Source organism: Nocardia amikacinitolerans NBRC 108937, assembly GCF_001612615.1.
In the GTDB taxonomy this organism is placed as follows: Bacteria; Actinomycetota; Actinomycetes; order Mycobacteriales; family Mycobacteriaceae; genus Nocardia; species Nocardia amikacinitolerans.
On sequence record NZ_BDAU01000044.1, the window covers coordinates 30,103 to 44,454 of the forward strand.

General features: G+C 69.0%; 16 protein-coding genes. 9 read left to right on the forward strand and 7 right to left on the reverse strand.

What is annotated here, in order from left to right; translation table 11 throughout:
* Positions 1-67 precede the first annotated feature (67 nt).
* From NAM01S_RS28390 to NAM01S_RS28410, 5 genes are all read left to right on the forward strand, one after another.
* Positions 68-1,045 (forward strand): SIS domain-containing protein, encoded by a 978-nt coding sequence (locus NAM01S_RS28390; protein ID WP_253799446.1) that lies wholly within the window; start codon positions 68-70, stop codon positions 1,043-1,045.
* An 85-nt stretch (positions 1,046-1,130) separates the two neighbouring features.
* Entirely contained in the window at positions 1,131-2,147 is a 1,017-nt protein-coding gene (locus NAM01S_RS28395; protein WP_157107961.1) for an ROK family protein, read from the forward strand.
* A gap of 157 nt (positions 2,148-2,304) precedes the next feature.
* On the forward strand, positions 2,305-3,468 hold the full coding sequence (locus tag NAM01S_RS28400) for an N-acetylglucosamine-6-phosphate deacetylase (protein ID WP_067791045.1): 1,164 nt from the start codon (positions 2,305-2,307) through the stop codon (positions 3,466-3,468).
* The gene (locus tag NAM01S_RS28405) at positions 3,465-4,418 is read left to right on the forward strand and encodes a hexose kinase (RefSeq protein WP_084483392.1); all 954 of its coding nucleotides are present in this window, start codon (positions 3,465-3,467) and stop codon (positions 4,416-4,418) included. Before NAM01S_RS28400 ends, NAM01S_RS28405 begins: the two co-directional genes overlap by 4 nt.
* Positions 4,419-4,434: 16 nt before the next feature.
* On the forward strand, positions 4,435-5,298 hold the full coding sequence (locus NAM01S_RS28410) for a class II fructose-bisphosphate aldolase (protein WP_067791048.1): 864 nt from the start codon (positions 4,435-4,437) through the stop codon (positions 5,296-5,298).
* Here NAM01S_RS28410 and NAM01S_RS28415 read toward each other — a convergent pair.
* Together NAM01S_RS28415 and NAM01S_RS28420 are read right to left on the reverse strand one after the other, a co-directional pair.
* On the reverse strand, positions 5,274-5,708 hold the full coding sequence (locus NAM01S_RS28415) for a DUF4254 domain-containing protein (RefSeq protein ID WP_084483390.1): 435 nt from the start codon (positions 5,706-5,708) through the stop codon (positions 5,274-5,276). The two genes, NAM01S_RS28410 and NAM01S_RS28415, sit on opposite strands and share 25 nt — an antisense overlap.
* Positions 5,709-5,749: 41 nt before the next feature.
* Positions 5,750-6,028, reverse strand: coding sequence for a hypothetical protein (locus NAM01S_RS28420; protein ID WP_067791049.1), 279 nt, complete (start codon positions 6,026-6,028; stop codon positions 5,750-5,752).
* 190 nt (positions 6,029-6,218) lie between these two features.
* On the opposite strand from NAM01S_RS28420, the gene NAM01S_RS28425 reads away from it, so the two are divergent.
* Positions 6,219-7,088, forward strand: a complete 870-nt coding sequence (locus NAM01S_RS28425; protein WP_067791051.1) for a helix-turn-helix domain-containing protein — start codon at positions 6,219-6,221, stop codon at positions 7,086-7,088.
* Between the two features lie 9 nt (positions 7,089-7,097).
* Complete coding sequence (locus NAM01S_RS28430) at positions 7,098-7,316, forward strand: DUF397 domain-containing protein (protein ID WP_067791053.1); 219 nt, start codon at positions 7,098-7,100, stop codon at positions 7,314-7,316.
* Positions 7,317-7,720: 404 nt separating this feature from the next.
* On the opposite strand, the gene NAM01S_RS28435 is transcribed toward NAM01S_RS28430, so the two are convergent.
* The 5 genes from NAM01S_RS28435 to NAM01S_RS28455 form a co-directional block, all read right to left on the reverse strand.
* Positions 7,721-8,047, reverse strand: coding sequence for a DUF3349 domain-containing protein (locus NAM01S_RS28435; RefSeq protein ID WP_067791055.1), 327 nt, complete (start codon positions 8,045-8,047; stop codon positions 7,721-7,723).
* Between the two features lie 11 nt (positions 8,048-8,058).
* On the reverse strand, positions 8,059-8,343 hold the full coding sequence (locus NAM01S_RS28440; protein ID WP_067791057.1) for a hypothetical protein: 285 nt from the start codon (positions 8,341-8,343) through the stop codon (positions 8,059-8,061).
* A 10-nt stretch (positions 8,344-8,353) separates the two neighbouring features.
* Positions 8,354-9,643 carry an inorganic phosphate transporter gene (locus tag NAM01S_RS28445; RefSeq protein ID WP_084483391.1) on the reverse strand — a complete coding sequence of 430 codons (1,290 nt, stop codon included), beginning with the start codon at positions 9,641-9,643 and terminating at the stop codon, positions 8,354-8,356.
* 106 nt (positions 9,644-9,749) lie between these two features.
* Positions 9,750-10,046 (reverse strand): lipase family protein, encoded by a 297-nt coding sequence (locus NAM01S_RS28450; RefSeq protein ID WP_169810918.1) that lies wholly within the window; start codon positions 10,044-10,046, stop codon positions 9,750-9,752.
* A gap of 285 nt (positions 10,047-10,331) precedes the next feature.
* Positions 10,332-11,906 (reverse strand): ATP-dependent DNA ligase, encoded by a 1,575-nt coding sequence (locus NAM01S_RS28455; RefSeq protein WP_067791064.1) that lies wholly within the window; start codon positions 11,904-11,906, stop codon positions 10,332-10,334.
* 93 nt (positions 11,907-11,999) lie between these two features.
* Here NAM01S_RS28455 and ramB point away from each other — a divergent pair, with 93 nt between their 5' ends.
* Together ramB and NAM01S_RS37585 are read left to right on the forward strand one after the other, a co-directional pair.
* On the forward strand, positions 12,000-13,406 hold the full coding sequence (gene ramB / locus NAM01S_RS28460; protein WP_067791066.1) for an acetate metabolism transcriptional regulator RamB: 1,407 nt from the start codon (positions 12,000-12,002) through the stop codon (positions 13,404-13,406).
* Between the two features lie 187 nt (positions 13,407-13,593).
* A complete protein-coding gene (locus NAM01S_RS37585) occupies positions 13,594-13,998 on the forward strand; it encodes a DUF8243 domain-containing protein (protein ID WP_505250005.1) in 405 nt (134 codons plus the stop codon).
* Positions 13,999-14,352 lie beyond the last annotated feature (354 nt).

Genomic DNA, 14,352 nt, shown 5'->3' on the forward strand with positions numbered 1-14,352 from the left:
GCACCCCCGGCGCCTACCGACCGCCGATGATGAAGCAAAACGTGTCGACCGGTTGAATCTAGCGCGAATGATGATCGAACGTGACCATTTTGCGCAGATATTTGACATGAACGATCATCGGCGCGATTCTGTTCTCGTGCCGTCCGCTGACCACGCCCCCGCATCCCACCTGGCCGCCGAGGTCGCCACCCAGCCCGACGACTGGGCGCGCGCCGCCGCGATCGCCGCCGAACACCGCGCCCTGCTCCCGCAGCCGGGTGAACGGGTCGCCGTGATCGGCTGCGGTACTTCGCTGTTCATGTCTCGCGCCATCGCGGCGCTACGCGAGGACGCGGGCCACGGCCTGACCGACGCGTGGCCCGCGAGTCAGGTGCGCGGCCGCGACTACGACCGCTACCTGGTCATCTGCCGATCGGGCACCACCACCGAAGTGGTCTCGGCGATGCGCGAGATCCCGTCGCACATCCCGCGCACGGTGATTTGCAGCAGCCCTGGCACCCCGGTGCTGGAGCTGGGCGACCCGATTCTCATCGACGAGGTCGACGAAGAATCCGTGGTGCAGACCCGCTTCGCCACGACCACATTGGCGATCCTGCGCTGGCATCTCGGCGAGGACCTCGGCCCCGTCGTCGAACAGGCGCGCGCCGTCTTGGCCGAGGACCCCGCGGAATCGCTGGCCGCGGTGCGCTGGACCGAGCAGATCACGTTCGTAGGCATGGGTTTCGCGGGTGCGCTTGCCGAGGAGGCGGGGCTCAAGCTGCGCGAGTCCTGCCAGTCCTGGGCCGAGTCCTACCTCGCGACGGAATACCGGCACGGGCCGATCAGCATCGCCGCGCCCGGCCGCGCGGTCTGGGCGCTCGGGCCGCTGATCCCGGATTTCGCCGCCGACGTCGCCGCCACGGGGGCCCACTTGGAGCACCGCGACATCGATCCGATGGCGGAGCTGGTGCGCGTGCACCGCCTCTGCGTCACGCGCGCCGCCGACCTCGGGCTCGACCCCGACCATCCGCGCAGCCTGAACCGCTCGGTCGTCCTGGACCAGTGACCGGTACGCCGCCGTGTCCGCGCCCAAGTCCCACATCCCGGAGCCGCCGACGACAAGGTTGCTGAGAGTAACTACGCTCCCGGAGATGGACACGCATCGCGTCGGCGGCAGCGCACTCGCGCCTGCGGTCGAGGCGCGGCCGCCCGGCCCAAGCACGTCGAGACGGGACACACCGGCGATGCCCTTGGGCTCGAATGCACTCACGTTGGGTTTGGACGTCGGCGGCACCACCATCAAAGGCGAGATCGCCGACGCGTCCGGCGCGATCCTCGCGGCGGGCACGGTACCGACCCCGCGCGGTGAGACGGCGTTCGAGGCGATGGGCGAGCTCGGCGACAGCTTGCTCGCCGAGTTGCCCGCGGATCGGCGCGGCCGGCTCGGCCGGGCCGCTGTCCTGCTGCCCGGCATCGTCGACGCCGCGCGATCGATCGCCGTCTTCAGCGGCAACGTCGGCTGGCGCGATGTGCACGTCGGCGATCGCTTCACCACGCGCTGGGGCGTTCCGGTGTTGATCGAACACGATGTGGCCGTTGCGGGTTGGGCCGAATGGCGTTTCGGCGCTGGGCGCGATCACGGCGACGTTCTGGTGATCGTGCTCGGCACCGGAGTCAGCGGGACGCTGTCCGTCGGCGGCCGGTTGGTGCGCAGCGCCTTCGGACAGGCGGGCGAGTACGGCCACATCCCCGTACGGTCCGCCGACGGGTTGCCTTGTGCCTGCGGGAATGTCGGTTGCGTGGAGACGCTCGCCTCCGCCGCGGCCATCGCCCGCAACTACGCTCGGCTGTCCGGCCACGAAGTGAGCAGCGCGGCAGACGTTTTCGGACGGCTGCCGGACGATACCCACGCGGTGCGGGCGGTGGACGACGCCGTCGCCGCGCTCGCGGACGGACTGCTCGGCGTCATCCACGCGGCCTGCCCGGAACTCGTCGTACTTGGCGGCGGGCTTGCCGGTGCGGGCGCCGCGCTCAGCGAGCGCTTGCAGACAGCGCTGGAGCAGCGTCTCCGCGTGGTGCCGGTCCCGAAGGTGGTGCTCGGCGAATTCGGTGCGCGCGCCGGGCTCGCGGGTGCCACGCTCTTCGCCAGGTACGGAGCGCTGATATGAGCGCGCGGCGGAGTCCATCGTTCCCGGCGAGGACGCGATTCCGCCGAGTACGAAGCACGCGGCGCGACTCGGAGCCCACGACCGAGACTCGATTCCGCCGAACACGAAACCCTCGGGCGAGCGCCCGGACCGGTCCGGCCCAACGGACGGAGGCTCGATGACCAACACCTCCGACGGCCTGGAGGTCCGCGGCCGAATAATCTCGGCGTCGTTCGACCTGACCGACGGCGTGGTCTCCGTGCACGGCGATCGCATCGTCGCGGTGCGGCCGATGGCCGAATGGCTTGCCTTCCATCCGGATTCGGCGCCGCCCAAGTTCTCCGGCCTGATCGTCCCCGGCCTGGTGGACATCCACAATCACGGCGGCTTCGGCCACCGCTTCGACACCGTCGACGCGGACGAGGCGCGCGCGGCCGCCGGATTCCACCACTCGCGCGGATCGACGACGGTGCTCGCCAGCGTGGTCACCGGTCCCGCGGCCGACATGGTCGCCCAGGTCGCGACGCTGCGCGCGCTCGCCGTCGACGGCACGATCGGCGGAATCCACGCGGAGGGACCGTTTCTCGCGGTCGCCCGCTGCGGCGCCCAGGACCCCCGCTACCTGCGCGACCCCGACCCCGCACTGACCGACGAACTGCTGACCGCCGCCGACGGGCACCTGCGCGTCTGCACCATCGCGCCGGAATTGCCCGGCTACGACGCGGTCGCGCAACTCCTCACCGACAACGACGTGGTCATCTCCCTCGGCCACAGCGACACCGATTTCGCGCGCTTCCGGCAGGCGCTCGCGCCGACCGGATCGGCGCGCCTGGTGACCCACCTGGCCAACGGCATGCCGCCGCTGCACCAGCGCAACTCGGGACCGGTCGCCGCGGCTCTGACGGCCGCCGCCAACGCCCACGCGGTGGTCGAGCTGATCGGTGATGGAGTGCATGTCGACGCCGGTTTCGGCGCATTGGTTTTCGCCGCCGCTCCGCGGCAGGTCGCGCTGATCACCGACGCCATGCAGGCCGCGGGCATGCCCGACGGCGAATACCGGCTTGGACCGCAGGCCGTCCGGGTGATCGACGGGGTGGCCAGGGTGCCCAACGGGTCGATCGCGGGCGGCACGGCGACTCTGGCGCAATGCCTTTCGTGGGCGGTCCGGAACTGCGGTGTGCCGCTGCCCGACGCGGTGCGCGCCGCGACCGCCGTACCAGCCGCCGCCGCCGGCCTGACCGACGTGGGCGATCTCCGAACCGACCAGTACGCCGACCTGCTGATTGTCGATGACGATCTACAGTTGCGCCGGGTGCTCAGACGTGGACAGTGGTTGACGTGATCCTCACTGTGACAATGAATCCCGCGTACGACATGACCTACCGGGTCGAGCGATTCGAGCGGGGACAGGCGCACCGCGTCCGCTCCGTCGAGCAGCGCATCGGCGGCAAGGGCATCAACGTGACGCGGGTGCTGAACCAGCTCGGCAAGTACGCGAGGGCGACCGGCTTCTCCGATCACGCCTTCGCCGCGGCCGCCGAGCTGGAGATGCCGGTCGACTTCGTGCACGCGCTGCCGTGGGTTCGCCGGACGGTGGTGATCAGCGAGTCCCGCGACGGCACCGCCACCGCGCTGTGGGAGCCCGGCGCCCGCGTGTCGAACCCGCACGCCGCCGAGCAACTCGCCATCCGGGTCGCGGGCCTGCTTCCCGATATCAACGGCCTCGTCGTCTCTGGGTCGCTGCCGGGCGGGATAGATCCCGGCCTACCCGCCGAGCTCGCCCGATCGGCGGTCGCGGCGGGGGTGCCGACCATCTGCGATGTGGACGGCGAGGCGCTGCGGCTTGCGGCGGAGGTCTCCGGCGTGGTGCTGATGCCGAATACCGAAGAGCTGGCGCGTCTTTCCGGCAGCACCCAGAGCACGCCGGAGGAGGTGGTTGCGGCCGCCCGCCCGCTGATCGATCGCGGCGTGCGAGCCGTCGTCGCCACCCGCGGCGCCAAGGGCATGATCGCGGTGACGGCCGACGGCGCGTGGTGCGCGACGCTGCCCGAGCCGCTGGCCGGAAATCCCACCGGCGCGGGCGATTCCGCCGCGGCGGCGGTGATCGCGGCGCTGTCCACCCGCACCGAGCCCGACTGGGCGGCCATCCTCACCGACGCCGTGGCCACCGCGGCGTCGGCCGTCGTCATCCCAGTGGCCGGTGAGATCGACCGCTGCCTGCGTACCCGCCTCGCACCGACCGTCCGGGTCGACAAGCTCGCCGCCCCGGAATCCGAAGAGACCACGCCATGACCGCGGAGACCAACCCATGCCGCTGACACCTGTACCGGACCTGATCGCGGCCGCGAGACCCGGCGGCCTCGGCGCGTTCAACGTGATCACCCTGGAGCACGCCGAGGCCATCGCCGCTGCCGCCGAGGACGCGAAACGTCCCGTGGTCATGCAGATTTCGGAGAACACCGTCCGCTATCACGGCTCCCTGGCCCCACTCGCGCTGGCGTGCCTGCGGATCGCGGCGGACAGCTCCGCGTCCATCGCGGTGCATCTCGATCACGCCACGTCCGTCGAACTCGTCACCGCCGCTGCCGAACTGGGCATCGGTTCGGTCATGTTCGACGCGTCCACGCTCGACTACGCCGCCAATGTCGCGGCCACCGCAAAGGTCGCGCGGCGGTGCCGCGAGCGCGGCGTCTTCGTCGAAGCCGAACTCGGCGAGATCGGCGGCAAGGACGGCGCGCACGCTCCCGGCGTCCGCACGGATCCGGACGAGGCCGTCGAATTCGTCGCGGCGACGGGCGTCGACGCGCTGGCCGTCGCGGTCGGTTCCGCACACGCCATGCATGCAAGAACCGCCGAGCTCGACCTCGAACTGATCGCCACGCTGGCCGCGAAAGTCCCTGTGCCGCTGGTCCTGCACGGCTCGTCCGGGGTGCCGGACAACGGCCTGCGCGCCGCTGTCGAGCACGGTATGACGAAGGTCAACATCGCGACCCGGCTCAATGTGCTGATGACCGAGGCGGTCCGGTCCGCCGTCATCCGCGACGCCGACCTGTCCGACCCGCGCAAGTACCTGGCGCCCGGCCGCGCCGCCGTCCGCGCGGAGGTCGAGCACTTCCTCCACCTCCTCGCGAACCGACCGGACGACCCTCACCGGCACGGTCCGCCGAGGTAGGGCAGCCTGCGAATACCGGCCGAGACCTCGAGCGCCAGATCCTGGTAGCCGAGCGCCAATTCGGCGAGCAGCTCCCAGTCGTCGTGCACTACCCAATCCGGTTCCGACACCAGCGAAGCGAAGGCGCGGGCCGAGAACTGGGCGAGACGATCGATCACCATGCCGACGGATTCGGTGTGCATGTGCGCGCCGCCGTGCGCGGGCGGCAGCTCGGTGGCGACCCAGCGATCGATGCCGAGCACGAGGTGCACTCGACGCTGATCGATCTCCCCGGTCGCATCGGCTTCGGTGCGCAGTCGCCGCACGTGCAGCTCGCCGAGCGTGTGGGCGGATTGCAGAACCGGATGTTCCTCGCTCGGCTTGGCGCGAAACGCCCTGAGCACGTGCTTTTTCGATGGCAGTGGTTCCACCGCGCATTCCCCTGTTCGAATAGTGGTGCAGGACAACGCTCTTATCGGTCGCTCCGCGCGAAACGCGGAAGCGCCTTGTCCCAAGGCCTTTCGTTGACCGCGAGGCCGATGGCCTCCAGCGCGGTGAGCCCGACCCGCGAGGCCAGATCGTCCATCAAGGCGACGGTGTCCGCCGCCTGCATCGCGGCGACTGCCTGCTCGGTGGTGAACATCCGGCCGCGGAGATACGACACCACCCAGGTGTCGTCACTGACCCGCCGCGCCTGATGCGGCGTCCGGTCACCGACCATCCAGCACTTACCCACAACATGCACAGACATCCACCCCTCGATCCCGCCGGGCGGGACCGGCCGGAGCACACCCGCGATGTGACATGAGACACAAGGAGGCTAGGTGAGCGTCGCATTGTGCGTCAAGTTGACAAAATGAAACGGCATTGTGCGAGCCGGTCACCGCGGGGAGTACGGTCATCTCCACGCATCGCTAGAGCTGGAAGGACACCATCCAACGATGGCACCACTCTCGCCGACGGTCGCGCGTCGGGAACTGATGCTCCGTATCGGGCGGAGGCGTAAGCAGAACGACGTCAGCGTGTCCGCGATCGCCAAGGAGCTCGGCTTCTCCATCTCCTACTGGTCGAAAGTGGAGAAGGAACGCGTCCTCGCCGAATCCAAACTCGACGAGCTGATGAAGCTACTCGACTTCGACGCGGCCGAACGCGAAGAGCTGCACGAACTTCGCGACATCGCCAGGCAGCGCGGGTGGTGGACGAGCTACTCCGGGCTGATCTCCGACGAGATCGGCCGCCTGTACGGTCTCGAACACGGCGCCGACAGCGTGCGCACCTACGAAAGCATCCTGATCCCAGGGCTATTGCAGACCGCCGACTACGCCCGTGCGCTGATCGCGAACGATCGCGCGCGGATTCGCCAGGTCGAGATCGACCGGCTGGTGGAGATCCGGCTGCGCCGCCAGCGGCGCCTGCACGGATCGGATCCGTTGCGCGTCACCGCGATCGTCAACGAGGCCGCGCTGACCCAGCAGATCGGCGGTCCCGAGATCATGTTCGATCAGGTGCGCCACTTGGCCGCGCTGCTCGAGGAGCACATGGAGACCATCGACCTGCGGATCATTCCGTTCGAGGCGACCGGCGGCGGCTTGCTCGGCGGCGCGACGTTCCACCTGCTCGGCTTCGACAAGTCGGTGCTGCCGGATGTCGCGTGGACCGAGACACTGGTCCACCACGGCGTCATCGAGGACACCGAGCCGGTGCGGCATCTCAACACATTGTTCGCGAACGCCTTGGCCGAACAAGCGCTTTCGCGCGAGGAATCGCTCGCGGCGCTGGAACGCAAGATGTCCGGCGCGTCCGGCCGGTAGCATCGCGCCATGAGCAGCGTGTCGTCAGCCGAGACGGGCTGGTTCAAGTCGTCGTATTCCAGCGATTCGGTCGCCTGCGTGCAGGTCAAATTCGAGCCGGGGCGGGTGCTGATCCGGGACAGCAAATACCGGGGTCGGGCGAGCGAGCGGCCGATGCTCGACTGCTCGCCCGCGGACTGGGCGGCGCTCACCGCGGGCATTCGCGCGGGCGAATTCGACCGCCCCTGAGCGCTGTTCGGCGCGCGCTCCGGTCGGCGCGGTTCCCGCGCGGCGTCAGCCCCCTTCTGCGCCGAGTCCGATCGGCGGGTCCTGCACGGCGCGAGTCCTGTTCGGCTGCCGTTCACAGCCGACTCTCAGCGTGGTCACCGCCGTTCTCGAGCGGGAAGGTTCAGGATCGACACCGTCGACGAACGGAAGGTCCCGCGGCGCTCCACGCGGGACGCCTCCACTTCCCTTTCCCGACACGGTGGCTCACTGCCCTGACCACCACCCGCCGGGCCGGCGGCGCCGACCCCTCGCAGCGCGCCGCCGGTCCGCACAGTCGGACTCCGGGACGCGGTCCGGATATCCGGCCCGCAATCACTCGATGATGGGCGTTTCAGGAAAGGCGGCGTCGCGGAAAGCTTTTCGATTCAGTCGTCGGTGAGCGGTTCGGCGAGTGCCCAGCCGCCCGCCTCGAGATGCGCGGCGACCCTGGCGATGTCGTGCTCGTCCGGCTGTTCCATGGCGATCCTGGCGATCGCGGCCACGATGTCCTCGTGGCTGATCTCGGAGTCGGGATTGCTGTCCGCCAGTTCCTGAGCGACGGCGGCCACCTCGTAGTCGGTGAGATGGCGGTGCAGGACCGCGAACAGGGCGACGTAGTCGGACTGCGGAATGCCCTGCGGATATCCGGCGCGCAACCAGCCGAGGACGCGGCCGAGGACCTTGGGGCGTGAGGTTTGGGGGTGATCGGTCAATGCAACGCCCTTCAGGACTGTCCGAACAGGTGGATGCCGAACTTCGCGGCGAGAAACGCCTTCGCCGTGTAGAGGATCCCGGTGACGATCGCGACGACGATCAGCGCGAAACAGGCGTAGGCGCCTGCCAGCGCCGGATAGTTCCGGCGGGCGCCGCCGCCCTCGCCGTCGACGGTATCGGCGGCGGACCACAGCCGCACGCCGAAGGCGAAGACGATCGGCAGCCCGGCGCCGAGCACCAGGGACACCGCGACCACCTTCCACAGGGAGTTCAAGTTCGTGACGAGCGTGTGCACGGTGGCTCCTCTACAGCTGGGCGGAACGGGTGGGCGGATGCGCCTGCGCCGGAGGCCCGGCGTTGCGCGGGTCGCCGCCGCGCGCCGCGTCCCCGTGCGGATCGTCGGTCGAGCGCGGTCCGTGGTCGGCCTTGGCAACGTCGGGAGCAGCCGTCGGCGTGTCGGAGTCGCCAGGCCACTCGTTGACGTTGGTGGTGTCGACGGGGTTACGCCGCGACCGCAGCCACATCAGCGCGGACAGGACGATCAGGATCCCGAACACCACGAGGACGCCGGGCAGCCCGCCGACGAAGTGCGCGACGGCCCAGCAGAGCGCACCGGCCAGGCCCGCCATCGGCAGCGTCAGCAGCCAGGCGACCACCATCCGTCCCATCACCGACCAGCGCACCTCGGCGCCCTTGCCGAGCCCGCTGCCGAGGATGGAGCCGGTGGCCGTCTGGGTGGTGGACAGCGGCAGGCCGAAGTGCGCGGAGGTCAGGATGATCGCGGCCGAGGAGGATTCGGCGGCAAGGCCCTGCGGCGAATCGATCTCGACCAGCCCCTTGCCGAGGGTGCGGATGATCCGCCAGCCGCCGAGGTAGGTGCCCGCGGCGATGGCCACGGCGCAGGCCGCCATCACCCACAGCGGCATCTCGTCGTTCTTGGTCAGCGTTCCATGCGCGACCAGCGCGAGGAAGATGACGCCCATCGTCTTCTGCGCGTCGTTGGTGCCGTGCGCGAGGGAGACAAGCGACGCCGAACCGATCTGGCCCCAGCGGAAGCCCTCCCGGACTTTGCCTTCGTTGGATTTCGCGGTGATCCGGTAGACCGCGCGGGTGCCGATCGCCGAGACCAGCGCGGCGACCACCGGGGCGAGCACGGCGGGCAGCACGATCTTGGTGAGCACGCCGTCGGAACCGGACGCCCAGATCACGCCGCCCCAACCGAGGGAGGCGATGGTCGCGCCGATCAGACCGCCGAACAGCGCGTGCGAGGAACTCGACGGCAGGCCGAACAGCCAGGTCAACAGGTTCCAGAGAATGCCGCCGACCAAACCTGCCAAGACGATGATCAGCAGATCGTGTCCGTCCACCGCACCCAACTGCACGATGCCCTTGGCCACCGTGGCCGCCACCTCGACCGACAGGAACGCGCCGATCAGGTTCAGCACCGCCGAGAGCGCCACCGCGACCCGCGGCCGCAGCGCGCCCGTCGCGATGGAGGTCGCCATCGCGTTGGCGGTGTCGTGGAATCCGTTGGTGAAATCGAAAGCGAGTGCCGTGACGATGACGATCAGCAGAACCAGTAATTCGACGGTCACGCCTCCAGTGTGCGGCACCGCTCCAGCGGATTGCCATGCGGTAACCACCTGCCGGGAAGACTTCCGGGTGCGCTAGCGTGGACGCCCGAGGTGGCACCCGGTGCGGTCAGGGGAGTCCGAAACTGGAGCAGCCGCTCGGCGCGGGCTTCCCCGCGAGGCGCTCGTCGATCCAGGCATTCACGCCCGGGATTCCGGTGGCTCCGACGATCATGTGCTCGCCGAGATAGACCTCGAATCGGACCGGCACCCCCTGCGCGCACCAGTCGTCGTAGAGATTCTCGGCGCCCTCCAGCGGGATCCACACCTCGTGCGCGCCGTGGTACATGAACACCGGAACGCGCGGCGCGGCGGCGCCTAGCCGGTTCTGTCGGCAGCACCGTCGCGGGATCGCGCGAAGGGTGATTCAACTCGCGGAGCGGACCGGCGGGCACCGGACCCGGTCCCGGCAGCACCGCGAGACTCAGCGCCGCGCCGAGAGAGGTCACGACCGCGAGCAGCACGGCTCGCCGCCCTACGCGACCGATGCCCGCCGACCACATCCACCGTTTCCTGCGCACAAAGGCTCCCGTCCAGACCGACACCGGACCGTTCGGCCCCCAAGTCTGAACCACCGCCGCCGCGCCGCTCCGCAAGCTCGGGGGGCGCGTCGTAGCTGGTCAGGCGCTCGAGGGAGTCACGTGCCGTGCGCTCACGGCAGCAGGGCGCGGATGGTGTCGATGGTGTCGGCGTCGGCGGGGGTCTTGTCGGGGCGGTAGCGGACGACGCGGGCGAAGCGGAGGGCGACGCCGCCGGGGTAGCGGGGGCTGACTTGGACGCCGTCGAGGGCGATTTCCACGACGAGTTCGGGCCAGAGGTAGACGGTGTGTTGGTCGCGGGAGCGTTCGTGGCGGGGGAATTCGGCGGTCTGCCAGTGCAGCAGCGCGTCGGTGAGGCCCTTGAAGGTCTTGCCGACCATGACCGGTTCGCCGGTCGCCGGATCGCGCGCGCCGAGGTGCAGATTCGACAGGTAGCCGGTGCGGCGGCCGTAGCCCCATTCCGCGCCGAGCACGATCAGGTCCATGGTGTGCGTCGGCTTGATCTTCAGCCAGGCGCGGCCCCGGCGGCCCGCGGCGTACGGCGCGGACAACGACTTGACCATCACGCCCTCGTGCCCGGCGGCGAGCGCGCCGTCGAAGTACTCGGCGGCGGCCTCGGGGTCGGGGCGGATCAGCGCGGGGATGGTGTGCTCGCCCGCCACGTGCAGCAGCGCGGCGCGCCGTTCCGAGAGCGGGGCGTCGAGCAGGTCGCGGCCGTCCAGGTGCAGGCAGTCGAAGAAGTACGGGTGCAGCAGCAGTTCCCTGGTCGAACTCACCGCGGGGACGAGCGGACCGGCGGACGCGCCGGGCGGCAACCTCGCCTCGTCGCCGGGCTCGACCGCGGCGAAGCGGCTCATGGTCTCCTGGAACGGACGCGGCCGTCCGGAATCGGTGAGCGCCAGCGTCTCCCCGTCGAGCACGACGCTCCGGCACGGCAGCCCGGCCACCAGCCGGACCAGTTCGGGCACGCCGGAGGTGATGTCGCGCAGGGTCCTTGTGAAGACGCGGACCTCGTCGCCGTCGCGGTGCACCTGGATACGCGCGCCGTCCAGCTTGTGCTCGACACTCACATCGCCGTCGAACTCGCCCATCGCCTCGTCGAGCGCGGAGCCAGGGGAGGCGAGCATCGGCTGGATCGGCCTGCCCACCTCGAGCCGGAACGCGGCGAGCGCCTCCGAACCGCCGGTGAGCGCGGCGGCGGCGGTGACGGGCAGCTGCCCGGCAAGCATGTACGCGCGCCGGACCTGCTCGACCGGCACCGCGGCGGCTACCGCGACCGCCTCGGCGACGAGCGCGGTCAACGCGCCCTGCCGGATCTCACCGGTGAGCAGGCGAAGCAGGAACGACTGCTCGGCCGAGGTCGCCGCACTCCAGAGCGCGGTCAGCAGTTCTTTGCGGCGGTTCGCCGAGCCCTTTCCCGCGATGGTGGCGAGTTCGTCGAACACCTTGTCGACCGCCGAAACCGACAGTGTCGCAACGGAAGCCGACCCACCGTCCAGTCCGGTGAGGGTGCGCCATCCGGTGCCGATGCGACCTTGGCGCAGCTCACCGGAAACCCACGCCACCACGGGCGTGAGTTCCTCCGGCGAGGCCGCGCCGAGCAACTCGGCGAGCGCGGCGATCTTCGTCTTTCGGGACCTGGTCGCGCGAACGGTTTCCGACGTTTGCACGACTTCCGAGAACAGCACATCTCGACGGTAACCCGAGGCTGTGACATATAGCTCAGCTCCGCTGTTAATTTCCCATTGGCACCGCTGCGAAATGCCCCATAAACTGGACATATGGCCAAGACTTACGTCGGCGCCCGGCTTCGACAGCTGCGGACCGAACGGGGGCTGAGCCAGGTCTCGCTCGCTCAGAAGCTGGAGATCTCGGCCAGCTACCTGAACCAGATCGAGCACGACGTGCGCCCGCTCACCGTGCCGGTGCTGCTGAAGATCAGCGAAGTCTTCGGCGTGGACGCGACCTTCTTCTCCTCCGCCGACGACACCCGGCTCATCGCCGAGTTGCAAGAGGTCGTCATGGATCAGGAGCTGGGCATCGAGGCCGACACCCAGGAGATCGCCGACATGGTCTCGGCGCACCCGAGCATCGCCCGCGCGATGGTCGCCATGCACAACCGCTACCGCAACACCAGCGCCCAGCTCGCGGCCGCCACCGAGGACCGCTTCGCCGACGGCGCGGGCAGCGCGACCATCAGCAAGCCGCACGAGGAAGTGCGCGACTACTTCTATCAGCGGCAGAACTACATCCACGAATTGGACACGGCCGCAGAAGAACTCACGGCCCGCATCCGCTTCCACGGCGGTGACGTGCCCAGCGAGATCGCGCGCAGGCTGCGCTCGCACGACGTGAAGATCGTGGAGCGTATCGATCTGGGCGAAGGTGTGCTGCACCGCTACGACACCGAGTCCCGGGTGCTGGAGATCGCACCGCACCTGTCCGGCGGCCAGCGCACGTTCAAGCTCGCCGCCGAGCTCGCCTACTTCGAATGCGGCGATCTGCTCGAAAAGCTGGTCGACGAGGGCAATTTCGCGTCCGAGGACACCCGCAAACTGGCCATGCTCGGCCTCGCCAACTACTTCGCGGCGGCGACGGTCTTGCCCTACACGCACTTTCACGAGGTCGCCGAGGACTTCCGGTACGACATCGAACGGCTCTCGGCGTTCTTCAGCCAGAGCTACGAGACGATCTGCCACCGGCTGTCCACCCTGCAACGGCCCAAGTTGCGCGGCGTCCCGTTCTCCTTCGTCCGGGTCGACCGGGCGGGCAACATGTCGAAGCGCCAGTCCGCCACCGGTTTCCACTTCTCCTCCAGCGGTGGAACCTGCCCGCTGTGGAACGTGTACGAGACGTTCGCCTATCCCGGCAAGATCATGACCCAGATCGCGCAGATGCCCGACGGGCGCAAGTACCTCTGGGTCGCCCGCACCGTGGAGCGCCGCGCCACCCACTACGGCCAGCCGAGCAAGACCTTCGCCATCGGCCTCGGCTGCGAGCTGCGCCATGCGGGTCGGGTCGTCTACGCCGACGGCATCGACCTCGACGTGGTTCAGCCGACGCCCATCGGCGCGGGCTGCCGCGTCTGCGAGCGAGCCAACTGCCCGCAGCGCGCCTTCCCTCCGCTCGGCAAGGTCCTCGACATCAGCGAGCACCGCAGCTCGGTGTCGCCCTACGTGCTGAAGTGAATTCCCGCCGCTCGCGCTGCCGATCGGTGTCATCGTGGCAGACAGTCCGGCATCGCCGATAGCTCAGCGCACCGCGACACACCAGACAACCGCAGAGATCATCCCGCTGACGAAAGCCACGGCGGTTACCCTTGGTCTGCGAACACCGCAGCCGAGCATGGGAAATCCCGGAACTTGGAGGACGGTAATGGCTGACTACGATCGAGTCGTTTCTTTGTCCCGCGAGGAATTCGAACGCTCGGGACCGAGTGTGGCCGAACTCAGAGATGTTTCGAAGTCGACAAAATCGGATGATGTCGATATCGCACGGATGGAGCGGCTCCTCGACTTGAGAGAGGGCATGCTTGCCGAAGACGAATACTATCTCCAACGGGTCGAATGCGAATGCGGAAGACGCTTGACCATGTACGACTTCGTATTCACAGGCTTGGTTGACGCAGGCCACTCGAGGTCGCTGATCGTCCATACGTTTCTCGGCAACAAATTGGTAGTGAACGACGCTCGGCCCATCAGATGTTCCGCCTGCGCACGGAAGGGCCCGCGCCCGTGGTACCGGATGCCGCAGAGTTATGGTTGCCGGCCGCCCGCATAGCAGAAACAGGTTTTGGGCAGAAGCGACGCGATCGGAGCGGGTATCCGAGCGTCGATCCCGGCCTCGGATCTGCCGGATCGCTGGGAGTACACCCCTGGGTGCTGGAACGGCTACTACCACACCTACTGCTGCTAACTCGCCGGGCTGAGCGCCTACCGTTGGTTCCTAGGGCTCGGTCTGGTGCGGACCGCTGGGTTGGGTGATGGTTCCCAATGTTGCGGGTGCCCAAGGGGTTCGCCTACCCAGGTTCTCCCCGGAGCAGTGCTGGGCGCGTCGGGTGCCGTACCCGGCTTACCTCCCGCAGTCGGGTGGGCGGGTTCGGCTTCCGGCGTGGTCGACCGGCTGTGGTTGCGT

Excerpts from the sequence above, each read along its gene's own strand:
- NAM01S_RS37585 (WP_505250005.1), top strand. The coding sequence starts at position 13,594 with ATGGCTGACTACGATCGAGTCGTTTCTTTGTCCCGCGAGGAATTCGAA.
- NAM01S_RS28395 (WP_157107961.1), top strand. The coding sequence starts at position 1,131 with ATGGACACGCATCGCGTCGGCGGCAGCGCACTCGCGCCTGCGGTCGAG.
- ramB (WP_067791066.1), top strand. The coding sequence starts at position 12,000 with ATGGCCAAGACTTACGTCGGCGCCCGGCTTCGACAGCTGCGGACCGAA.
- NAM01S_RS28425 (WP_067791051.1), top strand. The coding sequence starts at position 6,219 with ATGGCACCACTCTCGCCGACGGTCGCGCGTCGGGAACTGATGCTCCGT.
- NAM01S_RS28410 (WP_067791048.1), top strand. The coding sequence starts at position 4,435 with ATGCCGCTGACACCTGTACCGGACCTGATCGCGGCCGCGAGACCCGGC.
- NAM01S_RS28420 (WP_067791049.1), bottom strand. The coding sequence starts at position 6,028 with ATGTCTGTGCATGTTGTGGGTAAGTGCTGGATGGTCGGTGACCGGACG.
- NAM01S_RS28430 (WP_067791053.1), top strand. The coding sequence starts at position 7,098 with ATGAGCAGCGTGTCGTCAGCCGAGACGGGCTGGTTCAAGTCGTCGTAT.
- NAM01S_RS28400 (WP_067791045.1), top strand. The coding sequence starts at position 2,305 with ATGACCAACACCTCCGACGGCCTGGAGGTCCGCGGCCGAATAATCTCG.
- NAM01S_RS28390 (WP_253799446.1), top strand. The coding sequence starts at position 68 with ATGATGATCGAACGTGACCATTTTGCGCAGATATTTGACATGAACGAT.